General features: G+C 71.3%; 21 protein-coding genes. 16 read left to right on the top strand and 5 right to left on the bottom strand.

Going from position 1 to position 22293, the window contains the following annotated elements; translation table 11 throughout:
- The first annotated feature begins 29 nt into the window (after window positions 1-29).
- Window positions 30-371, top strand: a complete 342-nt coding sequence (locus ACWEF6_RS33915) for a VOC family protein (protein ID WP_449686673.1) — start codon at window positions 30-32, stop codon at window positions 369-371.
- 130 nt (window positions 372-501) lie between these two features.
- Complete coding sequence (locus tag ACWEF6_RS33910; protein ID WP_449686672.1) at window positions 502-927, top strand: YjdF family protein; 426 nt, start codon at window positions 502-504, stop codon at window positions 925-927.
- A 291-nt stretch (window positions 928-1218) separates the two neighbouring features.
- On the opposite strand, the gene ACWEF6_RS33905 is transcribed toward ACWEF6_RS33910, so the two are convergent.
- On the bottom strand, window positions 1219-2217 hold the full coding sequence (locus ACWEF6_RS33905) for a hypothetical protein (protein ID WP_003085563.1): 999 nt from the start codon (window positions 2215-2217) through the stop codon (window positions 1219-1221).
- A gap of 247 nt (window positions 2218-2464) precedes the next feature.
- Between ACWEF6_RS33905 and ACWEF6_RS33900 the strand changes: the two genes are divergently transcribed.
- From ACWEF6_RS33900 to ACWEF6_RS33890, 3 genes are all read left to right on the top strand, one after another.
- Window positions 2465-3043, top strand: coding sequence for a papain-like cysteine protease family protein (locus tag ACWEF6_RS33900; RefSeq protein ID WP_449686671.1), 579 nt, complete (start codon window positions 2465-2467; stop codon window positions 3041-3043).
- A complete protein-coding gene (locus ACWEF6_RS33895; protein ID WP_449686670.1) occupies window positions 3040-3789 on the top strand; it encodes a hypothetical protein in 750 nt (249 codons plus the stop codon). The genes ACWEF6_RS33900 and ACWEF6_RS33895 overlap by 4 nt, the downstream gene beginning before the upstream one ends.
- Window positions 3790-3851: 62 nt before the next feature.
- The gene (locus ACWEF6_RS33890) at window positions 3852-4505 is read left to right on the top strand and encodes a dTMP kinase (RefSeq protein ID WP_449686669.1); all 654 of its coding nucleotides are present in this window, start codon (window positions 3852-3854) and stop codon (window positions 4503-4505) included.
- A 78-nt stretch (window positions 4506-4583) separates the two neighbouring features.
- Here the strand turns inward: ACWEF6_RS33890 and ACWEF6_RS33885 are convergent, their stop codons facing one another.
- The gene (locus ACWEF6_RS33885) at window positions 4584-5033 is read right to left on the bottom strand and encodes a hypothetical protein (protein WP_449686668.1); all 450 of its coding nucleotides are present in this window, start codon (window positions 5031-5033) and stop codon (window positions 4584-4586) included.
- 64 nt (window positions 5034-5097) lie between these two features.
- On the opposite strand from ACWEF6_RS33885, the gene ACWEF6_RS33880 reads away from it, so the two are divergent.
- A complete protein-coding gene (locus ACWEF6_RS33880; RefSeq protein WP_449686667.1) occupies window positions 5098-6066 on the top strand; it encodes a helix-turn-helix transcriptional regulator in 969 nt (322 codons plus the stop codon).
- On the opposite strand, the gene ACWEF6_RS33875 is transcribed toward ACWEF6_RS33880, so the two are convergent.
- Window positions 6063-6848, bottom strand: a complete 786-nt coding sequence (locus ACWEF6_RS33875; protein ID WP_449686666.1) for an IclR family transcriptional regulator — start codon at window positions 6846-6848, stop codon at window positions 6063-6065. The two genes, ACWEF6_RS33880 and ACWEF6_RS33875, sit on opposite strands and share 4 nt — an antisense overlap.
- Window positions 6849-7185: 337 nt before the next feature.
- Between ACWEF6_RS33875 and mtrA the strand changes: the two genes are divergently transcribed.
- The 7 genes from mtrA to ACWEF6_RS33840 all read left to right on the top strand — a co-directional run bounded on the left by mtrA (window position 7186) and on the right by ACWEF6_RS33840 (window position 18146).
- Window positions 7186-7863: an MtrAB system response regulator MtrA gene (mtrA, locus tag ACWEF6_RS33870; protein ID WP_005150760.1), complete on the top strand. Its 678-nt coding sequence runs from the start codon at window positions 7186-7188 to the stop codon at window positions 7861-7863.
- A gap of 7 nt (window positions 7864-7870) precedes the next feature.
- A complete protein-coding gene (gene mtrB, locus ACWEF6_RS33865; RefSeq protein ID WP_449686665.1) occupies window positions 7871-9598 on the top strand; it encodes an MtrAB system histidine kinase MtrB in 1728 nt (575 codons plus the stop codon).
- A 59-nt stretch (window positions 9599-9657) separates the two neighbouring features.
- Window positions 9658-11367 carry an LpqB family beta-propeller domain-containing protein gene (locus ACWEF6_RS33860; RefSeq protein ID WP_449686664.1) on the top strand — a complete coding sequence of 570 codons (1710 nt, stop codon included), beginning with the start codon at window positions 9658-9660 and terminating at the stop codon, window positions 11365-11367.
- Between the two features lie 726 nt (window positions 11368-12093).
- The gene (locus tag ACWEF6_RS33855; protein ID WP_449686663.1) at window positions 12094-12417 is read left to right on the top strand and encodes a hypothetical protein; all 324 of its coding nucleotides are present in this window, start codon (window positions 12094-12096) and stop codon (window positions 12415-12417) included.
- Window positions 12418-13091: 674 nt separating this feature from the next.
- Window positions 13092-13778 carry a ribosome hibernation-promoting factor, HPF/YfiA family gene (gene hpf, locus ACWEF6_RS33850; RefSeq protein ID WP_449686662.1) on the top strand — a complete coding sequence of 229 codons (687 nt, stop codon included), beginning with the start codon at window positions 13092-13094 and terminating at the stop codon, window positions 13776-13778.
- A gap of 206 nt (window positions 13779-13984) precedes the next feature.
- Entirely contained in the window at window positions 13985-16870 is a 2886-nt protein-coding gene (gene secA / locus ACWEF6_RS33845) for a preprotein translocase subunit SecA (RefSeq protein WP_310973438.1), read from the top strand.
- 64 nt (window positions 16871-16934) lie between these two features.
- The gene (locus ACWEF6_RS33840; protein WP_449686661.1) at window positions 16935-18146 is read left to right on the top strand and encodes a cytochrome P450; all 1212 of its coding nucleotides are present in this window, start codon (window positions 16935-16937) and stop codon (window positions 18144-18146) included.
- 250 nt (window positions 18147-18396) lie between these two features.
- Here ACWEF6_RS33840 and ACWEF6_RS33835 read toward each other — a convergent pair whose 3' ends face one another.
- Entirely contained in the window at window positions 18397-18846 is a 450-nt protein-coding gene (locus ACWEF6_RS33835; RefSeq protein ID WP_449686660.1) for an Rv3235 family protein, read from the bottom strand.
- A gap of 185 nt (window positions 18847-19031) precedes the next feature.
- Between ACWEF6_RS33835 and ACWEF6_RS33830 the strand changes: the two genes are divergently transcribed.
- Entirely contained in the window at window positions 19032-19406 is a 375-nt protein-coding gene (locus ACWEF6_RS33830; RefSeq protein WP_449686683.1) for an HAD-IA family hydrolase, read from the top strand.
- 3 nt (window positions 19407-19409) lie between these two features.
- On the opposite strand, the gene ACWEF6_RS33825 is transcribed toward ACWEF6_RS33830, so the two are convergent.
- On the bottom strand, window positions 19410-20171 hold the full coding sequence (locus ACWEF6_RS33825; protein ID WP_310973432.1) for a TrmH family RNA methyltransferase: 762 nt from the start codon (window positions 20169-20171) through the stop codon (window positions 19410-19412).
- 34 nt (window positions 20172-20205) lie between these two features.
- Between ACWEF6_RS33825 and ACWEF6_RS33820 the strand changes: the two genes are divergently transcribed.
- Together ACWEF6_RS33820 and ACWEF6_RS33815 are read left to right on the top strand one after the other, a co-directional pair.
- On the top strand, window positions 20206-21612 hold the full coding sequence (locus ACWEF6_RS33820) for a WS/DGAT/MGAT family O-acyltransferase (protein ID WP_449686659.1): 1407 nt from the start codon (window positions 20206-20208) through the stop codon (window positions 21610-21612).
- On the top strand, window positions 21609-22100 hold the full coding sequence (locus tag ACWEF6_RS33815; protein WP_449686658.1) for a DUF6912 family protein: 492 nt from the start codon (window positions 21609-21611) through the stop codon (window positions 22098-22100). The genes ACWEF6_RS33820 and ACWEF6_RS33815 overlap by 4 nt, the downstream gene beginning before the upstream one ends.
- The last annotated feature ends 193 nt before the right edge of the window (window positions 22101-22293 follow it).

The raw sequence follows: 22293 nt of genomic DNA, 5'->3' as shown, positions 1-22293 counted from the left end.
TTCCGTTCTGCGGGCTCCGAGGGGTTGTGATGGTCGATCTGATGGCCGGCATCGCCGTGCTCGACTACGAGCGGGCGCTGGCCTGGTACGAGAAACTCTTCGGGGCACCGCCGACGTACGTGGTGAGCGCGACCGAAGCGCTGTGGGAGGTCACCGAGCACGGCGCCGTCTTCATCGAGCGCCGTCCGGAGCGAGCCACCGGGCACGCCATGCACGTCCTGTTCGTCGGCGACCTCGACGAGCGCGTCGCGGCGATCTCCGAGCGGGGCATCGAGCCGGTGGGCCGGGAGACGTACGAGAACGGCGTCCGCAAGGTGCGTTACGTCGACCCCGAGGGAAACGAGATCGGCATCGGCGGCGGCCCGGCGTAGGCTGGGGCCGTTCTTGGCTTCACGAACCTCACGGCCCGGTGGGTAGTCCGGGCGGTCCGCTCCGGGCTCGTTGTCCCGTCCAGGGAAACCGGTGACGCCAGGCTGATCCGTCACGCCTGGAGGTTTCCCGATGAGCGGGGTGTTCACGCTGTACCACGACGGCCGGTTCTGGGTCGGCGTCTACGAGATCCACGAAGACGGCCAGGTCCGGGCCGCGCGCCACCTCTTCGGCAGCGAGCCGACCAACGCCGAGCTGGCGGCGTTCGCCGCCGGCCGCGACTTCGCCCGCCTGGCCGACGAAGCCCGCGCGGCCCCACCGGTGCCCGCCGAGCAGCGGCCGACGGCCCGGCTCAACGCCAAGCGCCTCGCGAAGCTGGCGAAGAAGGCCCAGGAAGACGAGGGAATCGGCACGGCCGCCCAGCGCGCCCTCCGCGACGCGGTCACCCAGCACGCGGCCGAGAACAAAGCGGCCCGCAAACGCCGCGCGGCCGCCGACGCCACCCGCCGCCGAACCCTGGCCCGCGCCAAGGCCCGCGCCAAACACCGCGGCCACTAGCGAGATGCCTCGCCAATCACGCGAGATGCGCTTCCAGACACGCGAGGTACGCCGCCAATCACGCGAGTGACGCGCCCAATCACGCGAGTGACGCGCTCAATCACGCGAGGTACGCGCTCAATCACGCGAGGTACGCGCCCGATCACGCGAGTGACGCGCCCGATCACGCGAGCCGACTCGGCAGGTAAGCGACCCGGCCGTGCTCAGGCGGGCATCACACGTGACCAGCGGGGCATCACGCGTGACTGGAGCGGCATCTTGCGTGATTGGCGGGGCATCGAGCCGTGCGGCTCAGTTCCACTCGACGGCGACGCCGGCCAGGCCCGGCCCGGCGTCGCTGAAGAACGCGCTGCTCACCCCGCCCATGTCGCACGCCAGTTCCTCCGCGACCACCGGGAGGGCGTCGTCGCGCGCGCGGACCTGGCGGGTGCAGCGGGCCGGCAGGGCGTTCCGGTCGAACCGGAGCTGGACCAGGTAACTCGCGCACCGGTCGCGCAGCATCCGGTAGTACCCCGGCGAGGCCGACCCGGAGTCGTCCCGGACCTCGAAGCAGAACACGTGGATGTCGCCCTCGGCGAGCTTGCGGTCGAACAGCAGCTCCGTCGCCATCGTGTCCGCGTCCGGGTTGCGGCGCATCCGCCCCACCCGGCAGCCCTCGTCCGTGATCAGCTCGACGTCGTCGATGCGGCAGCCCGGGTCGCCGTTGTAGACCGTCAGGTACCGGTCCGGCCCGTGACGGCGTGCGCGCGTCACCAGCCGCGTCCGCAGGCTGACCTGGCGGTGTTCCGCGTCGAACGTGATCGTGTCGTGGACCGACAGCAGCTCGAGGTCCGCGTTGTAGTGGTTCGACGACGGGTACGCGCCCAGTTCGGCCAGCAGGTCCTCGACGATCGAGCCCATGTCGCCGGACCGCAGGTCGTGGAACGACGCCGCCGGCTGGTGGCCGCGGCGGACCAGGCGGGGCCCGATCAGCACCACCAGGGCGTCCGCCGGCAGCTGGAGGACCGATTCCAGGGCCCGGACCGCGGGCAGCGCCTTCGGCACCTCGGGCTGACGCAGCCCGCGTTGCCAGTAACTCAGCGTCGACTGTCCGATTTGGACGCCGCGCAGCGCCAGGTGGGCGCGCAGCCGGGCCAGCGAGAGCCCGCGATAGGCGATCGCCAGCCGCAACGCGTGGTGGAACTCGCCCGTGCGGAGCGCTTCGGTCAGCTCTTTGGGCAGTTCGGCGACCGATGCCCGGGTCGTGCGGGCGCCATCGATGATCAGTGGGAGGTTCCCGTCTTGTGCCACCGCTCGTCCCTTCACCCGACCAGTGTGTGCGCTGGGCGTGAACACCGCGGAACGTTCACGGTAGCAGCGTAGAGTGGCCGTGCCGACCCCCGTTCAGGGTGGTTGGCCTCGTTGAGGTGAGCGTTCCGCGTTCCGGCTGTGCCCCGGAACGGTCCGTTCCTCCGGATGGCGTTCTTGCTCCTTGTGACCGCGTTGTTCACCGTTGTGACCACCGCTGGTTCGCCCACGTTCGAGCAGGAGGCCGTCCGTGCTGGTGAAGTCGAGCCAGGTCCACGCCGTACTGGCCGTGAGCCTGCTGTTGTGCCTGGTCGCCCCGCTGCAGGCCCAAGCAGCCGCGCCCGGAGTGCCGTCGACCTACCGGAACCAGATCGCCCTGCAGCTCCAGCAGAAGAACCAGTGGTGCTGGGCCGGCGCGGGCAACACCATCGCCGCCTACCACGGCGCGGTGGTCAGCCAGACGCGGTTCTGCCAGCTGGCCCACGGCGAGACCGGCGCCGACTGCGCGAACCTCCCCGGAACGCTCGCCGACCCGCAGCGCGCCTTCGCCCGGCTCGGCTTCGGCTCGCCGGGCCGCTACCTCGACCGGCGCATCTCCTACGCCGACGTCCGGACGCAGACCGCGGCGGACCGGCCGGTCGAGACCCGCGTCGGCTACCGCTCGGGCGGTGGCCACACGCACGTCCTCTACGGCTACGACACCCGCGGCGACTGGGTGTTCTGGGGCGACCCCGGCCCCGCCAAGCGCTACAACTGGTCGACCTACGGCTACTACACGCAGAACTCGTCGTTCACCTGGACGCACACGCTCACCGGGATCGCCCGATGAGCAGGCGGGCGCTCGTGCTCGCCGTGCTGACCGGCGCGGCGCTGCTGATGACGGCTCCGGTGTCAGGCGCGGCCCAGGCCGCCGTCATCAGCAGCGCCGACGCCTCCGCGGCGCACCGCGCGGCCGAGGGGTTCCAGGACGTCCTGGTCCGCTTCTTCGCCCAGGCCCCGGGAGCCCAAGGCCCGGTGAAGGTGCAGATCGCGCCGGACGCCTACGCCGTGTACGAGCTGTCGCCGGACTTCGTCGCGGGCAAGCCCGGCGCGACGCCGGGTGACTTCGCTTACTTCGCGATCCCCGCGCGCGCCTCGGACGGCCGGACGGCGACGCTCTGGTCGGTCCGCGGCGCGGACGGCGCCTGGCAGATCGGCAACATCGCCTCGGGCGACGTCGAGGGCGAGTACGCCCGGAAGCTGCCCGCCGGCGCCCAGCTGCTGCACGAACCGCAGGTCGACGCCTGGTACGCCGTCCGCGACGGCCGGGTGACGTCGCTGGCCGACGGCAACGCGGTCGCCGGCTACCAGCGGATCGTCGAGGCGCGCTACGCCGACAAGCTCCCCGGCTCGGCCTACGCCCGCGACGGCGAGGCCGGCGGTTACGACGCGACCTCCCAGGTGATGCCCCGCGGTGACGGCGGCCCGGCACCGTCCGGCCACGACACCGGCTGGGTGCCGCTGCTGATCCTCGTCGGCGTGCTGGCGATCAGCGGCCTCGGCTACGTGTTCCACCTCCGGCGGCACCCCGCCTAGACGAACCGGCGGGCTCGGCGTCGATCCCCTTCCACCGAGCCCGCCGGTCCACCACCGTTACTGTGACTCCCGTGGGTCGATTGGTGGTCATCGAAGGGCTCGACGGCGCGGGCAAGCGCACGCTCGCCGACGGGCTGACGACGGCGCTGGGCGCCGAGGGCGCGAGCGTGGCGTCGCTGGCGTTCCCGCGCTACGGCAAGAGCGTGCACGCGGACCTCGTCCGCGAGGCGCTGCACCGCGGGCACGGTGACCTCGCCGACTCGGTGTACGGCATGGCGATGCTCTACGCGCTGGACCGCAGCGGCGCCGCGGACGAGATCCGCGCGCTGCGGGACGCGCACGACGTCGTCCTCCTCGACCGGTACGTCGCCTCCAACGCCGCGTACGCCGCCGCGCGCCTGCGGCAGGACGCGTCCGGCGAAGTCGTGAAGTGGGTGTGGGAGCTCGAGGTCGACCGCTTCGGCCTGCCGCGCCCGGACGCGCACCTGCTGTTGCGCGTCGCCCCGGCGGTCGCGGCGGAGCGCGCCGAACGCCGTGCGGAGACCGAGACCGGCCGGGAGCGCGACGCCTTCGAAACCGACGACGGCCTCCAGCGGCGGTGCGCGGCCGTCTACGACGAGCTGGCCGCGACGGGCTGGCTCGCGCCTTGGCACGTCCTGGACGGTGTCGCGGGTGTCGACCACGAAGCGCTCGCGACGACGCTGCTAGGGCAGTAGCGTCGCTACCGGGCGGTGCCTCGTTCCTGGCCCGGTTCGCCCACAGTGGACAGTCGCAGGACGACGGATCTGCGCCCCTCATGCGCGGGTGAATTCCATGACCCAGTTGCTTTCCCAGGTCCGACCGCCGTCGGCGGAGAACTCCTGCTCCCACCGCGCGGAGGTGGCGGTGATGTCCGACCAGATGAAGTGCGCCTTGATGGGCCTGCCCTCGTGGGTGTCGTCGCCGTAGAAGTCGCCCCGGCCGTCGCGGAAGGTGCCCACCACCGGCGGTTCGAGCCGTCCGGTGCGGCTGTTGGCCCAGTAGATGGACCACTCCTTCCGTTCGACGTCGAACAGGCGCAGGGTGAAACCGCGGAAACCGCGTTCGGGGAACAGGATTTCCTCGGTGTTGCCGCCGCCGTCGAAGAGCGGCGTGCACGTGGTGGTGCCGGTGAAGGTGTCCCAGTCGTCGCAGCCGGAGAACAGCGACTCGAGCCGCCGGGTGACGACGGTCCAGGAGCCGATGAAGAAGTCGAAGTCGGTCATGACGGCGATCTTGCGGGGCTACCCCTGACACCTTCTGTCAGTGGTCGCTGGCAGACTCCGGCGCGTGCGTGCGAGCCGGCTGGTGTCCTTGCTGCTGTTGCTGCAGAACCGGGGGAGGATGAGCGCCGCCCGGCTGGCGGCCGAGCTCGGCGTGACCGCGCGGACGGTCTACCGGGACGTCGAAGCGCTCGCCGCGGCCGGCGTCCCGGTCTACGCCGAGGGCGGCCCGAACGGCGGCTACCAGCTGGTGGACGGCTACCGGACCCGGCTCACCGGCCTGACCGAGGGCGAAGCCGGCTCGCTGTTCCTCACCGGGCTGCCGCAGCCGGCCGCCGAGCTGGGGCTGGGGGCCCAGGTGGCCGCCGCCGAGCTGAAGCTGATGGCCGCGCTGCCGACGCCATACCGCGAGGCGTCGGTGCGGATCCGGCAGCGGTTCCACCTCGACGCGCCCGGCTGGTACCGCGAGGCCGACGCCGTCCCCCAGTTGCTCGCCGCCGCGGAAGCGCTGTGGCGGGACCAGGTCGTCGAGATCCGCTACCGCCGCTGGTCGCCGGCGCCCGGGGTGGTGACGCGGCGGCTGCACCCGCTCGGCCTGGTCCTCAAGGCCGGCGTCTGGTACTTGGTCGCCGGGCCGGAACCGCGGACCTACCGGGTCGGCAACATCGAGGAGTTCCGGGCGCTCGACGAGCACTTCACCCGCCCGGCCGGCTTCGAGCTGGCCGAATTCTGGCGCGCGCACGTCGAACGGTACGAGGAGGCCGAAGACGGCGAGACGGCGCTCGTCCGGCTTTCCCCGGCCGGGATCGCGGCTCTGCCGGACATCCTCGGCCCGCGGGCCGCGCGGCTCGTCGCCCGGACGCTCGAACCCGAAGACGCCGAAGGCTGGCAGCGCGCGGAAATCCCGCTGGAGAGCGTGCCCCACGCGTCGGCCGGGCTGCTGCGGCTCGGCGCGGACGCGCAGGTGCTGGCACCCCCGGAACTGGTGACGCACATGGGAAAGACGATCCGCGAGATGGTGCGGCTCTACCCCTAGTCCCGGAAATACCCCAGCTGCGCGGAAAGCTCCTCCGCCGCCTCGGTCATCGGCTTCACGATCTGCTTCACGCGCTGCTTCGAAAGCCGGTACGACGGCCCGGAAGCGCTCATCGCGGCGACGACGTCCCCGCCCGGGCCGTGGATCGGCACGGCCACCGCGTGCATCCCGAGCTCGAGTTCTTCGTAACAGGCGGCATAACCGTCCTCGACCACCCGGTCCAGCTCGGCCAGCAGCTCCTCCGGCTCGACCGTCGTGCGCGGGGTGTACTGCTCCAGCTTCCGCTTCAGCACCCGCTTGCGCTCGGGTTCCCCCATGTACGCCAGCAGGATTTTCCCGCTCGAGGTCGCGTGCAGCGGCGTCCGCTGACCCGTCCAGTTCTGCGTGGTGATCGCGGCCGAGCCGCGGGCCTGGCTGATGTTGATGGCGACGCCGTCGTCGGCGATCGCGATGTTCACCGTCTCGCCCAGTTCCTCGGCCAGCGCCAGGCAGCTGGCCCGGCCCAGTTTCGCGAGGTCCATCCGGCCGGTCGCGGCACCGGCCAGCCGGACGACGCCGAAGCCGATGGCGTACTTCCCGCGTTCGCCGAGCTGCTCGACCAGGCCTCTGGTCTCCAGGACGCTGAGCAGGCGCGACGCCGTCGACTTGTGGACCCCCAGTTCGCCCGCGATCTCGGTGATGCCGGTTTCGCCGTTGCGCGCGAGCAGTTCCAGCACGCTGATGGCCCGGTCGACCGATTGCACCTGGCTCTGAGTTGCGTTGCCCGAGTCCTGGTTCCGCATGGCGCAACAGTATCCGTTTCGCGGAGTTCCTATCGGCTGGATGGGCGAATCTCTTGACGAGGACGTCCCCGAACCCGGATTGTTGCGGAGGAGGCACAGAGTCTCACAATGCGCAACTTTCACGTACCGGCTCGGCATCTCGCCAGTCGTTACCCTGAGCCCTCTTCACAGGTCCGTGGAGGCCGCACCGGGGTTCCGGTGCGGCCTCCACGGACCGTCCAAAGCGGCCGGTACCGGCACCCGGATGGAGCAGGGAGTGCGGGCGATCTTGATCTTTCTGGTGGTCAAACACGCGGGTCGTGCGTGCGGGCGCCGGAACTAGTGCGAATATGTGGACATGAAGGCACGTGTTCTCGTGGTCGACGACGACCCCGCCCTCGCGGAGATGCTCACCATCGTGCTCCGTGGGGAGGGGTTCGACACGGCGGTGGTCGCCGACGGCTCACGCGCGCTGCCCGCGCTGCGTGAGCTGAAGCCCGACCTCGTCCTCCTCGACCTGATGCTGCCCGGGATGAACGGGATCGACGTCTGCAAGGCGATCCGCGCCGAGTCCGGGGTGCCGATCGTCATGCTCACCGCCAAGAGCGACACCGTCGACATAGTCCTCGGCCTGGAGTCCGGCGCCGACGACTACGTCGTCAAGCCGTTCAAGCCGAAGGAGCTGGTCGCGCGGGTCCGGGCCCGCATGCGCCGCACCGAGGCCGAGCCGGCGGAATCGCTCACCATCGGCGACCTGGCGATCGACGTGCCGGGCCACGAGGTCACGCGCGAAGGCAAGGCCATCCCGCTGACCCCGCTGGAGTTCGACCTGCTGGTGGCGCTGGCCCGCAAGCCGCGTCAGGTGTTCACCCGCGAGGTGCTGCTGGAGCAGGTGTGGGGCTACCGGCACGCGGCCGACACCCGGCTGGTGAACGTGCACGTCCAGCGCCTGCGTTCGAAGGTGGAGAAGGACCCGGAGCACCCCGAGGTGGTGTTGACCGTTCGCGGTGTCGGGTACAAGGCCGGCCCGCCGTGATGCGGCGATGACTCTCGCGACCGGCAGACGGCTCCCCGCGTTCGCGCGTTCGACGGCACGCCTGGTGCGGCGTGTCGTCGTTTTCGCGCGCCGCCGCGCGGTCGCGTTCAACGAGCTGTGGAAGCACTCGCTGCAGTTCCGCGTCACCGTGTCGACGCTCGCGCTGTCCTCGGCCGTGGTCTTCGTGCTGGGCATGGTGCTGCAGAACCAGATCACCGAGCGGCTGCTGGACACCAAGCGCACGGCGGCGATCGCGCAGACCCGCGCGGCGGCGGAGACGGCCGCCGGCGAGCTCGTCGGCCTCGGCTCGTCCGAGAACGACGAGGCACTCCGGAACCGGCTCGAGAACGCGCTGAAGAAGATCGCGATCACGCCGACCAGCCAGGACGCGGCCGGGTCGGCGGCGGGCACGTTCGTCCCGGTCCTCGCCAGCGGCGGGCACGACCAGTCCGGCGCCGAGCCGTCGTTCGCGGGGCCGTTCGAGAACGTGCCGCCGCGGCTGCGCCAGTTCGTCGAAGCCGACCAGATGAGCTTCCTCGAGCACACCGCGCCCGAGGCCGGCGGCGGCCGCACCACGTACCTGATCGTCGGCACGCCGCTGAACACCGTGGCCGTCCCGCTGCAGCTGTACCTGCTGTTCCCGTTGACGACCGAGCAGAACACCGTCTCGACGGTGCAGAACACGCTGCTGGTCGGCGGGCTCGTGCTGCTGCTCCTGCTGGCGGGCATCACGAACCTGGTGACGCGGCAGGTGGTCCGCCCGGTCCGGCAGGCCGCCGCGGCGGCCGAGCAGTTCGCCGGCGGCGACCTCGACCAGCGGCTCGCCGTGCTCGGCGAAGACGACCTCGCGAAGCTCGCGGTGTCCTACAACGGGATGGCCGCGAGCATCCAGCGCCAGATCCGCCAGCTCGAGGAGTTCGGCGGCCTGCAGCGCCGGTTCACCTCCGACGTCTCGCACGAGCTGCGCACGCCGCTGACCACCGTCCGGATGGCCGCGGACGTGCTGCACGCGTCCCGCGAGCAGTTCCCGGCCGGTCTCGCGCGGTCGACGGAGCTGCTGGTCGACGAGCTCGACCGGTTCGAAGCGCTGCTCGGGGACCTGCTGGAGATCAGCAGGCTCGACGCCGGCGTGGAGGAGCTGGCCGCGGAGTTCATCGACGTCCGGCCGATCGCCACCCGCGCGGTCGAGCAGGTGCGGGTGATCGCCGGCAACGCGGGCAGCTCGGTGGAGCTGGTGCTGCCCGAAGAAGAGGTGATCGCCGAGGTCGACGCCCGGCGCGTCGAGCGGATCCTGCGCAACCTGCTCGCGAACGCCGTCGACCACAGCGAGGGCAAGCCGGTGGTGCTGACGGTCGGGGCGAACGAAACCGCCGTCGCCATCACGGTCCGGGACCACGGCGTCGGCCTGCGGCCCGGCGAGGCCGACCTGGTGTTCAACCGGTTCTGGCGCGCCGACCCGTCGCGCAACCGGCGCACCGGCGGCACCGGGCTGGGCCTGGCGATCAGCCAGGAGGACGCGCGGCTGCACGGCGGCGAGCTCGACGCGTGGGGCGAGCCCGGCAACGGCGCCTGCTTCCGGCTCCTGCTGCCGCGCCAGCAGGACGTGCCCGCGGGGGAGTCGCCGCTGGTCCTGCCGCCGCCCGGCCGGTTCGCCGCCGAGGTGCCGCTCGGGGTCATCGACGTCACGCCGGCGCCGGAGGCGATCTTCGCCGAACGTGAAGGAATCGGTCAGTGAACCACCAGGTTTTCCGGGGGTCCGGGCGGCGGAGCCCCCGGCTCGGGGCGAAGCTCCGGATGAAGCAGCTGTTGCTTTTGGTGCTCTGCTCGGTGTTGCTGGCGGGCTGCGCGAACGTGCCGCTGGAATCGCAACCCCAGGTGGTGCCGGGGGAGCGGCAGGGGCAGAGCCCCGGTGACGTCGTGCCGGAGCCGGCGCCGGGCCTCGACCCGCTGTCGCTGGTCCGCGCCTTCATCGGGGCGACGCTCAAGCCGGGGCAGAACAACGCCGCCGCGCGCGCCTACCTGGACGAGCAGGGCCGGGCGAACTGGCGGCCGAGCCGCAACCTGACGATCATCCAGGACACCTTCGGCACGGTCTACGACACCGCTCCGCCGCCGGACCCGAACACGCAGGTCGTCAACGTGCGCGGGATCGACGTCGGCACGCTGGACCAGAGCAGCGCGTTCGTGCCGGACTACACCTCGGCGCTGCTGCAGGTGAAGGTGCGCCGGCAGCCGAACAACCAGTGGCGGATCGTCGACCCGCCCGCCGACCTGTACGCGACCGAGAGCGACTTCAGCGAGAACTACACGCCGGTGCCGGTGAACTTCTACTCGGAGTCGTCGGCCACCTTCGTCCCCGATCGGCGCTACGTCGTCGCGAAGCCGCAGTCGGGCCTGCCGGGCCGGGTGATGGACCTGCTGGTGAACGGGCCGTCGTCGGCTCTGGCCGGGGCGGTGAAGAACCTGCTCGGCGAGCCCATCGAGATCGACACGAACGTCAAGAGCCTCGACGACGGGACGCTGGTGGTCCCGCTGACCGGGCTTTCGGGGGTGCCCGACGACATCCGGAACCTGATCGCCGCGCAGATCGTGCTGTCCCTGCAGTACGTGACTTCGGCCCGGATCCGCATCCTCGCCGACGGCGCCCCGCTCGTGCCGAACCACCCGGACTGGCGGCAGAACGACCTGCCCGCGTACGGCGCGTCGCTGTCGATCGGCTCGCAGTTGCAGGGCCTGATGACGGTCGGCGGCCGGGTCCGGTCCCTCGCCGACGGCGCCCCGGTGGGCGGCCCGGCGGGCAACGGCGGCTACGACGTGGTGAGCGCGGCCCAGTCGATCGACGGCAAGCGCCTGGCGGTGGTCGAGCGCAGCGGCGGCGGCGTCCGCCTGCGCATCGGCGACCTCGGCCACGACCTGGCGCTGACGCCCCTCGGCGGCAGTTCCCTGACCCGCCCCACGTGGCGCCCGGGCACGGGTGAGCTGTGGACGGTGGTCGACGGGCTGTCGGTGGGCCGCATGGTGCTCGACCAGAACGGCCACTGGACGGCGCTGAGCGTCAACGCCACGGACCTGACCCAGCAGGGCGACCTCACGGAGCTCCGGTTTTCCCGCGACGGAACCCGGGTGGCGGCGGTGATCAAGGGCCAGCTGTGGGTGGCCGCGGTGGTCGTCAACGGCGATTCGGTGTCCCTGCGCGAGCCCCGCCACCTCCAGCCCCACGACATCGAGGACGTCGTGGACGTCGACTGGATCGCCGCGGACAGCCTGGTGGCGGTCACGAAGTCGTCGTCCCAGCCGGTGGTCAAGGTGACGGTGGACGGCCAGCGCCTGGACGCGTTCAACAGCAGCAACCTCACCCCGACGGTCCACGGCGTGACGGCGGCCCCCAACCACCAGATCGTGGTGGCGGACGCGAACGGCCTCTGGACGGCCTCGGTCCTGGGCGAGGTGTGGCGCCCGCACAGCCACACGATGAAGGACGCGGACCCGTTTTACCCGGGCTGATCTTTCACTCGGGTGAGTGACGGTCGGGCGCCCGAAACTGTCGGTGCCGGTCGTGACACTGTCCGTGTGCTGAAGAGACTGTTCGATCTGCTGATCCCGAGCCGCTGCGCCGCGTGCGGAGCCCGCGGGGAGCCGTGTTGTGCCCGCTGCGAGGGCGTGTGGGGAGCCGCGCGGGAGGTGGTGCGCGGGCCGACCGCGGGGCTGGTCCGGGTGTTCGCGCTGGCCCGGTACCGCGGGGTGGGCCGGAGGTTGCTGATCGCGTACAAGGAGCGGGGGCGCCGGGACCTGGCGCCGTCCTTGGGGCGGGTGCTGGCGGAGGCTTTGGTGGCGCTGCCGTTGATGCCGCCTGAGTCTGGTGGTTTCCGCCTCCCTGGCAACCCTCCTCCCGCCGCCGCGATCCCGCCGCACCCCTCGGCGCGACCGAATGGCGCTCGGGCTCGGCCGGGTGGGCGCCTGGTGTGGTCAGCCCGTGCTCGGACCTGGCCGAGCCGGCTTTCGGCGTGGCCGGCGCATGCTCAGGCCGGACTGAGGCGCCTTCTGCCGTGTCCGGCCCGCGCGCGGGCGCGGCTGGCCGGCGCGCCGGCGTGGCCTGGAGCCATCCACCCACACCGGGCGTGCGCCCCGCCGCGTCTCCCAGCCAGCCCCCACCCGACCGGCCCAAAGACCCACTCCTCCACCCGGCCGATCTGCCTCGTCCCCGCCCCCAGCCGCCCGTCGGCAGCCCGGGTGCGCGGCGGCCCCCACGTCGAGCGCCTCGCCAAAGCAGCCGCCACCGTCCTGGCCGCCCGTGGCATCCCCGTCATCGTCGCCCCGGCGCTGGAGCTCGCCGGCGCAGCCCGGGATGCGGTCGGCTTGACCCGCGAGCAACGCGCCGCCAACCTCGCCGGCCGCCTGAAGTTCCGCGAAGCCGGCCGCCCGCTTCCGGGTGCCGAGATCGTGGTGCTCGACGACGTGATCACCACCGGCGCCACCGCCGCGGCCTGCACCCGGGCTCTGGCGGCGGCGGGCTTCACCGTCTCCGCCGTCCTCACCCTCCTGGCGGCCGGCTGAAAGAACAAAGCGCACAGATCAAAAAGGCTGGTACCGGTTCCGCGCCTCACTTCGATCAAACACCGCCCAAAGCACCTCGCCCCAGCTCAGCCCGCAAAAAGCCACTCGAGAATGCACTTCTCGCGCCTGGGTGAACCTGGCGTCACCTACATGAGTGACAACAAGCGGGAACGCGAACGGACCGGCGCCCGTTGTCCGGGCATGAGGGTGTCGATCACGATCACTCGGCTGCCGCACCACTCCACCGGAGTGGCGGCTGCGGGAGACCGGGCTGTCACCCTCGGCGTCCAGCAGGAGGCAGCGATGCGCCGTCCGTGTGACAGCACGGCGAAAGCGGCGCGTCCGACCAGCGGGTGTTTTGCGGTGCCCACTTCGCGATCACTGCGCGGGGTGACCGAGTCCCATCCCCTGACATCCCCCGGCTCGGGGGCTGTTGTAACGGGCGTGAGGAAGCTAACGTGCTCCGCAATCAGCAATCCCCGCAGGCAGGGAGGTGACGAGCCCATGTCCCTGGCGCCGGAGGTGCGCTGAGTCCGCGCTCGGTCACCGGAACGAGACGTCGTCCACCGTTTCCGAGTTCCTTCTCAGCCCGCGATCCGGGCTTACGTCCCCGCAATACCGGCGCCGTGTGTGAACACAACAGCTCGCAGTCATCTCAGCGAGGGAGGTCGTGTATGGACATCGTCGTTAAGGGCCGCAACGTGGAGGTGCCCGACCACTATCGGGCGCTTGTCAGCGAAAAGCTGGCCCGTCTCGAGCGCTACGACAGGAAAGTCATCCGGTACGACGTGGAACTGTTCCACGAACCCAACCGGCGCCAGGCCAAGAGCTGCCAGCGCGTCGAGATCACCGGAAAGGGGCGGGGCCCGGCCGTACGCGCTGAAGCGTGTGCCGCCGACTTCTACGCGGCGCTCGATTCCGCAGTCACCAAGCTGGAAAACCGGCTGCGGAGGACACACGACCGGAGGCGCGTGCACTACGGCCGCAGCCGTCCGGAATCGGTCGCCGAAGCGACCTCGGCACTGCCGGGTGGTGGATCCCCGGCCGCAGCCAGTCCCGCCGCGCGTACCGCGGTGTTGGACGCACCCGAAGCCGAACCGCAGGCGAACGGCTTCGCGAGTGCCGAAGAATTCCACCTGCCCCAGCAGCAGAGCTGGACCGACGACGACCTGGGTCACCAGCCCGGCCGCGTCGTTCGCGAGAAGCAGCACACCGCGGAGCCCATGACGGTGGACCAGGCTCTCTACGAGATGGAGCTGGTCGGCCACGACTTCTACCTCTTCAACGACTCCGACGCGGGCCGGCCCAGCGTGGTCTACCGGCGGAAAGGCTTCGACTACGGCGTGATCCGGCTCGGCTGAGCCGGACTCGAAGGAGGCCAGCCGGAGGGTCCGCACGCGCTCGCGTGCGGGCCCTTCGCATGTCAGAACCTACGGCGTGTGCACACGAGGACCACCGTTCCCTACGATGGGGGTGGGAAGGTGGTGCCGAACACGGCCGCCACCGCGGGAGAACCTGCCCGGGACCGGCCTGGGCGCGCTCATATTCAGCTAGTGAGGTCGACCGGATGGTGCTGAACCGCCTGCTCCGCGCGGGTGAGGGCAAGATGGTGAAGCGGCTGCGCAACATCGCCGATCACATCAACACCCTCGAAGACGACGTCAAGGACCTGACCGACGCCGAGCTGCGGGCCAAGACCGAGGAGTTCCGCAAGCGGAACGGCGACGGCGAATCCCTCGACGACCTGCTCCCGGAGGCCTTCGCGGTCGTCCGGGAAGCGGCCAAGCGGGTGCTGGGCCAGCGCCACTTCGACGTCCAGCTGATGGGCGGCGCGGCGCTGCACCTCGGCCAGGTCGCCGAGATGAAGACCGGCGAGGGCAAGACGCTCACCTGCGTCCTCCCCGCCTACCTCAACGCCATCCCGGGCAAGGGCGTCCACGTCGTCACGACGAACGACTACCTGGCCAAGCGCGACTCGGAGTGGATGGGCCGCATCCACCGCTTCCTCGGTCTCGAGGTCGGCGTCATCCTGTCGGAGCAGCAGCCGGACGTGCGGCGCTCCCAGTACAACGCCGACATCACCTACGGCACGAACAACGAGTTCGGCTTCGACTACCTGCGCGACAACATGGCGTGGAGCCTCGACGACTGCGTGCAGCGCGGGCACAACTTCGCCATCGTCGACGAGGTGGACTCGATCCTCATCGACGAGGCCCGGACGCCGCTGATCATCTCCGGCCCGGCCGACCAGTCGTCGCGCTGGTACGTCGAGTTCGCCCGGCTCGCCCCCCTCATGCAGGGCATCGACACCACCACGATGGGGTCGCGCGAGCGCGTCGAGAAGACGAACCTGATCAACTCGAAGTACCACTACGAGGTCGACCAGCGGAAGCGCACCGTCGCCGTCACCGAGAAGGGCGTCCGGTTCGTCGAGGACCAGCTCGGCATCGACAACCTGTACGAGGCCGCGAACACCCCGCTGGTCGGGTACCTGAACAACGCGCTGAAGGTCCAGGAGCTCTTCCACCGCGACAAGGACTACATCGTCCGCAACGGCGAAGTCATGATCGTCGACGAGTTCACCGGGCGCATCCTGCACGGCCGCCGCTACAACGAGGGCATGCACCAGGCGATCGAGGCCAAGGAAAAGGTCGAGATCAAGGCCGAGAACCAGACCCTGGCGACGATCACGCTGCAGAACTACTTCCGCCTCTACGAGAAGCTGTCCGGCATGACCGGTACGGCCGAGACCGAGGCCGCGGAGTTCCACCAGACCTACAAGCTGGGTGTGGTGCCGATCCCGACGAACCGGCCGATGATCCGCGTCGACCAGGCGGACCTGATCTACAAGACCGAGCAGGCCAAGTTCGAGGCCGTCGCCGAGGACATCGCCGAGCGGCACGAAAAGGGCCAGCCCGTCCTGGTCGGCACGACCAGCGTCGAGAAGTCCGAGCACCTGTCGAAGCTGCTGGTGAAGCTGAGCGTCCCGCACGAGGTGCTGAACGCGAAGCACCACGACCGCGAGGCGCTGATCGTCGCGCGCGCCGGCCAGAAGGGCGCCGTCACGGTCGCCACGAACATGGCCGGCCGCGGTACCGACATCGTGCTGGGCGGCAACCCCGACCTCATCGCCGACCAGGTGCTGCGCGAGCGCGGCCTGGACCCGGTCGAGCACTCCGAGGAGTACGAGGCCGCGTGGCCCGAGGTCCTCGAGCAGGTCAAGGCGGAGTCGAAGGCCGAGGGCGAAGAGGTCCGCGAGGCGGGCGGGCTCTACGTGCTGGGCACCGAGCGGCACGAGTCGCGCCGCATCGACAACCAGCTCCGCGGTCGGTCCGGCCGTCAGGGCGACCCGGGCGAGTCCCGCTTCTACCTCTCGCTCGGTGACGAGCTCATGCGCCGCTTCAACGCGACGATGGTCGAGCGCGTCATGACGACCATGCGGCTGCCCGACGACGTGCCGATCGAGCACAAGATGGTCTCCAAGGCCATCAAGAGCGCGCAGACCCAGGTCGAGCAGATCAACATGGAGCAGCGCAAGGACGTCCTCAAGTACGACGAGGTCATGAACGAGCAGCGCAAGGTGATTTACGCCGAGCGCCACCGCGTCCTCGCCGGCGAGAACCTGCGCGACCAGATCGAGGGCATGCTCGAGGACGTCGTCAACGCCTATGTGGACGGTGCGACGGCCAACGGCTACGCCGAGGACTGGGACCACGAGAAGCTGTGGTCGGCCCTGAAGCAGCTCTACCCGGTCTCGGTGACCTGGGACGAGCTGATGGACGACGGCGACCTCGACGCCGACGGCCTGCGCCAGGCGCTGCTCGAAGACGCCCGCCGCGCCTACGACCAGCGCGAAGAGGAGATCAACGCGCTTGTCGGCCCGGAGGGCATGCGGACCCTGGAGCACCAGGTGATGCTGACGGTCCTCGACCGCAAGTGGCGCGAGCACCTGTACGAGATGGATTACCTCAAGCAGGGCATCGGCATGCGGGCACTGGCGCAGCGCGACCCGCTGATCGAGTACCAGCGCGAGGGCTTCGACATGTTCCGCGCGATGCTCGACTCGCTGAAGGAGGAGGCCGTCGGCTTCCTGTTCAACCTGCAGGTCGAGCGCGCCGAGGCGCCCCCGGCCGAGGAGGCCTCGGCGCTGCCGACGGGCGTCCCGACCGGCAACGGCCAGGCGACCGAGGGCCGCCACGCGCGTCCGGCGCCGCCGCAGCCGCCGACGACCGACACCGAGTCCGTCCCGGCCGCTCTACGCGGCAAGGGTCTCGGCGGCGGTGGCCAGCAGTCGGGCATGATGCTGTCCGGTCCGGGCGAGGACGGCGAGGTCGAGTCCCACGCCGAGGGCGGGGCGCAGGCCGCGGGCGGTGGCGCCGGCGGGACGCGTCGCGACCGTCGCGCCGCCCAGCGTGACGCCGCCAAGAAGGGCAAGAAGGGCCCGCGTCGCTGACACGGGTGTCGATCGGGGCGCGCGGCGAGATCCGCGCGCCCCGGTTTCGTTTGATGGGGGTTTTGTGACGTCGGCAGATCCACAGGAGTTCTTCGCGCTGTTCGGCGCCGAGCGGCGGCCGGACCCGTACCCGCACTACCGCCGCTGGCGCGAGGCCCGCCCGGTGGCGGCCCTCGCGGAGCGGATGTTCGTGGTCAGCGGCCTCGCCGAGGCCACGCAGGTGCTGCGTGATCCGGCCTTCGGGCATCCGGAACCCGAGTACCTCGACCCGGCGGACCGCCTCCCGGACCAGCCGGTCGACGAATCGGGACGCGTGGTCCGGGCGTTCCTGTCGCTGAACCCGCCGGATCACACGCGCTTGCGGCGGCTGGTGGCGAAGGCGTTCACACCGAGGATGGTCGAGCAGCTGGCACCGCGCATCGAGGAGCTCGCGGCAGCGCTCATCGACCGCGCGCCGGCGGAGTTCGACGTGATGACGGCGTTCGCGAAGCCGCTGCCGGTCGAGGTGATCGCGGAACTCCTCGGCGTGCCACTGGACGACCGTGAGCGCTTCGCGGAGTGGTCGCACGCAATGGCGCGGGCCCTGGACCCGCCGTTCCTGCAGCCCCCGGACACGCTCGAACCGGCGGTCAGGGCACGGCAGTCGTTCGTCGCGTACTTCCGCGAACTGGCGGCCGACCGCCGGCGCGAACCGGGCGACGACCTGCTGTCGGCGCTGGTGGCGGTCTCGGACGCGGGCGACGTGCTCACCGAGGGCGAGCTCCTGGTGACGTTGACGCTCCTGCTGATCGCCGGCCACGAGACGACGACGAACCTGATCGGCAACGGAGTGCTGGCGCTGTTGCGCTCCCCGGAGGGCCTGAAGCCCTTGGGAGCGGACGGCGAGAACGCGGCGCGCGTGGTGGAAGAGGTCCTGCGCTACGACTCACCGGCCCAGCTGACGGCCCGAACGGCCCTGCGCGACACGACGCTGGCGGACCTGCCGATCCCGGAGGGCAGCCAGGTGATCGTGGTGATCGGAGCGGCCAACCGCGACCCGGCCACGGGCCCCGCCCCGGACTCCTTCGACCCGGCGCGAGAGCCGGGCCGGCATTTGGCGTTCGGCCAGGGGATCCACTTCTGTTTGGGAGCGCCGTTGGCGAGGTTGGAGGCCCGGATCGCCTTCCGCGAGCTGGCCCGCCGCCGCCCAGGCCTGAGGTTGGCGGGAACACCGACCTGGAACCCCACGGCAACCCTGCGCGGCTTGTCGAGCCTCCCGGTGACCAGCAGCGACTAGCCCCGGCTCGGCCGGCCCGCGCCGCGCGCGGCCTCGCCTGGCCGCCGACCGGCGCTGCGGACGTGCCTCCACGGCCGTTGCCTGGCCGCCGATGGCAGACTGCGCCGCGCCGGCGCGTTCGACGCGGCGCACTTCCCGCGGCCGGTCCCATCGCAATCGCCGCCCAGGGGCCGCGCCGGCCCGGCGCGGCCCCTGGACCAGCCGAAGCCCCAGCCGGCCCTCGGCGGCGAGCGGCCCCCACCGCCGCACCTCAAGCCGCGCGCCGGAGCGGGTTTGCCGGGTACTGTGGCTTCAACAGGGCGAACCGCTCGCACCGCCAGCCCGCCGGTGTCCGCACGAACCTTGCCGCCAGGGCGAACGAACGGCCGTCCGCCTCCACGCGGGCGCAGGCCTCCACCACGTCCGGTGCCGGGCTGCACGTGTGGATCGTCTGCGTCCGGTGCCGGGGCCTCGGCCGGCGGGGCCCGGCCAGCCCGGCGAACACCTCCGGCGCCACCAGTGCGCGGACCTGCGCCGCCGGGCGGCGGCCGTCGTACGCCTCCAGCAGCATGTTCAGCAGGTGGCCCACTTCGCCCGCCTCGCCCGGTCTCGGCGCCGGGCAGCGCGCGCGTTCCTCCTCCCGCTGAGGCACCTGCCGGCCGTCCGCCGGCCGCGGCACCTCGCAGTCGATCAACGTCCGCAACCGATGTTCCTCGATCATTTTCTGCCCTCCCTGAGTCGGCTTTCGCTTAGAGGCGAGAACGGGCCGGAAAAGAACCGCGAATCGCTCGATCAGGGCGAGAACCGCCGAACTGTGGATTCCAGTCGCCGGATACGGTAGGTGGACCACTCTGCGGGACACGTCACAACGCGCCCGGCTATTGTGTGCCGGTGCTGAAAGGGTTATTGGTCGATTTCGCCGGAGTTCTCACGGACCCTGACGCCGGCCGGTTCTACGACTACCTGGCGGCCGCGCGCGAACGGGGCGTCCGCACCGCGCTGCTGTCCAACGCTCCCGGCGCGTCGAGCGAGGTCAAGAAAACCATGTTCGCCTATTTCGACGCTCTGGTGTTTTCCGGCGAGGTCGGCGTGGCGAAACCGGATCCGGCCGTCTACCTGATCGCGGCCGACCGGCTCGGGCTGCCGGTCGCGCGCTGCGCGTTCGTCGACGACTCCGCGACGAACATCCGCGGCGCCGTCCAGGCGGGCATGGTCGGGGTGCACCACCGGTCGGTCAGCGAGACGCTGGACGAACTCGCCGTGCTGTTCCCCACCGGCTGAAGGTCAGCGCGCGCGGCGGACCAGCTCGAACGACACCACCGCGGCGGCGGCCGAGACGTTCAGCGACTCGACGTCGCCCGGCATCGGGATCGACAGCCACTCCGTGACGAGCTCGCCGACCTCCGGCCCGACCCCGGCCGTCTCGCCGCCGAGGACGAACGCGGCGCGCTGCGGCAGGTCGACGTCGAACACCGTGGTGCGCGCCGACGCGCCCAGCGCGTAGAGCCCGTAGCCGGCTTCGGTGAGCAGCTCCGCGGCCTCGCGCGCCGAGCCGCAGCGCAGCACCGGCGCGCGGAACGCCACCCCGGCCGAAGCCTTGACCACCAGCGGGTCCAGCGCCGCGACGCCGCGCCGGGGCACGATCACGCCGTCCAGCCCGGCCGCGGTCGCCGTCCGCAGGATCATGCCGACGTTCGCGGGGGTGGTGATGCCGTCCAGCAGCAGCACCCGCGACGGCGGCCGCCGGTCGGCCAGCGCCGCGGAAAGCGCTCGCATCCGTGGGGCGACGACGTCGGCGAGCACACCTTGGTCCTGCTTGCCGTTGCCGGCGAGCACCTTGACCCGGTGCGCGCTGGCGCGCTGCACCGGCACGCCGGCGGCCTTCGCCGCGCGCTGGATCTCGGCGGCGCCGGGGCCGCGGGCGGTGTCGGCGAGGATCACCTTGTCCACGCGCAGGCCGTCGTCGGCCAGCGCCTCGAGCACCGGCTTCCGGCCGTACACGGTCAGGAACCGGTCCTTCGGCGAGATCGTCGACTCATCACCCACACCCCGCAGTCTTCCACTGTGTAAGGATCGGCCCATGCCCGACCGCCTTTCCGCGCTGGACGCCTCGTTCCTGTACGTCGAGGACCACGCGACCCCGATGCACGTCGGCGGTGTGGCGATCTTCGAGCGGCCGCGCTCCGGGTTCGGCTACCCCCAGCTGGTCGACCTCATCGGCGGGCGGCTGGCGTACCTGCCGCGGTACCGGCAGCGCGTGCTGGAGGTGCCGGGCCACCTGGCGCGGCCGGTGTGGGTGGACGACGTCGACTTCGACCTGAACTACCACGTCCGGCGCTCGGCGCTGCCCCAGCCGGGCAGTGACGAGCAGCTGTTCGACCTGGTCGCGCGCCTGATGTCGCGGCGGCTGGCGCCGGAGCGGCCGCTCTGGGAGGCGTACTTCATCGAAGGCCTGTCCGGCGACCGGGTGGCGCTGGTCACGAAGACCCACCAGTCCGTTGTGGACGGTGTCGGCACGATCGACCTCGGCCAGCTCATCCTCGACCCGGCGCCGGCCGAGCCGGAGCCGTTCGAGGACATCTGGACGCCGCGCCGTGAGCCGAGCCGCACCCAGCTGGTGCTGGACGCGATCAGCGAGGGCGTCCAGCGGCCGGGCGAGGTGGTGGAGAACGTCCGGTCGGCGGCGAACGACGCCTTCGCGGCGGCGGGCAAGTTCGCCGAGACGGTCGGCGGGGTGGCGTCGACGCTGCGCACGCTGGTCAGCCCGGCGCCGCCGGGGCCGCTGAACGTCCGGGTCTCGGGCGGCCGCGTGTTCGCGGTGGTCCGCACGCGGCTGGAGGACTTCCGCAAGATCCGCGCGGCGCACGGCGGCACGGTCAACGACGTCGTCCTCGCGGCCATCACCGGCGCCCTGCGTGAATGGCTCCTGTCGCGCGAGGTCCAGCTGACGCCGAACACGACGATCCGCGCGCTGGTGCCGCTGGCGGTCCGCGACGCCGAGACGCCCGGCTACTCGACGCCGGGGCTGGTCGGCAACCAGGTGGCGGCGTACCTGGTGGACCTGCCGGTGGGCGAGCCGAACCCGGTCCTGCGGCTCCAGCACATCGGCCACGCGATGGCCGAGCACCTCGATTCGGGCCGTTCGGTGGCGGCGCGCGGCCTGCTCAAGGTCGGCGGCTTCGCCCCGGCTACGCTCCACTCGCTCGGCGCGCGGGCGGCGGGGTCGCTGTCCGGGCGCATCTTCAACGTCATGGTGACCAATTCACCGGGCCCCCAGGTGCCGATGTACGCGGGAGAGGCCAGACTGGTCGAGATGTTCCCGGTGATGCCGCTGATGCGCACCCAGGCGCTGGCGATCGGGGTGACGTCGTACCACGGCGGCGTCTACTTCGGACTGAACGGCGACCGCAAGGCCGCGTTCGACGTGGATCTCGTGGCCGGGATGATCGAAGAGTCCCTGGAAGAGCTGAAGGGTGCGCACTGGTGAGGGTCTATCTGCCTGCGACCATCGCGATGCTTCGCGACCTCGAAACCTCGGGGGAGTTCCGCGCCCGCAGCGGAACGGCGTTCGCGCTGACGCCGGCGTTGCGCGAGGCGTACGTGAGCGGGTCGGACGAGGAGCTGGAGTACGCGGCGTTGTTGGACGCGGCCCGGGCCTCGCTGCGCCTGATCGCGGCGGAGGAGAAGGGCGAGCCGCGCCGGGTGGTGGTGTCGGCGGACGTTTCCGGAGTGACTTTGCGTCCGGACCTGGACGCGCCGGTGGTCCGCATCGGCGGCCCGATCCCGATGTCGGCGGTGGCGGCGATCCACGTGGACGCCCCGGAGGCGGCGGAGGCGGTGGCCGCCGCGGCGGCGGTGATCGACGCGGCTGACCTGGGGGATCCGGATGCGGAGTTCACGCTCGGGGACGCCGAGGACCACGAGCTGGCTTGGTATGCGCCGCAGGAGCTGCCGTTCCTGCTGGAGCTGCTCTGAGTTGTCCTCATTGGGGGCGGCCTGTGGATAACCGGCTCTGAACTGGGGTTTTGTCGGTGGGGGCCGGTAGAGTGGAACTGGGGACGCCCCCCCGTGGTGGGCAGGGTTCCGGCAAAGTCGTTTGTGCTGGTCATGTGGTGATTCCGAAGAGTGTGAGTGGCCGGGTGGGGTTTCGGGCCATCCGGCGCAGGCC

The sequence above is a fragment of the Amycolatopsis sp. NPDC004772 genome (assembly GCF_053601215.1).
Note: the sequence above shows the minus strand (reverse complement) of the source record. Positions and strands in the feature narration are given on the sequence as shown.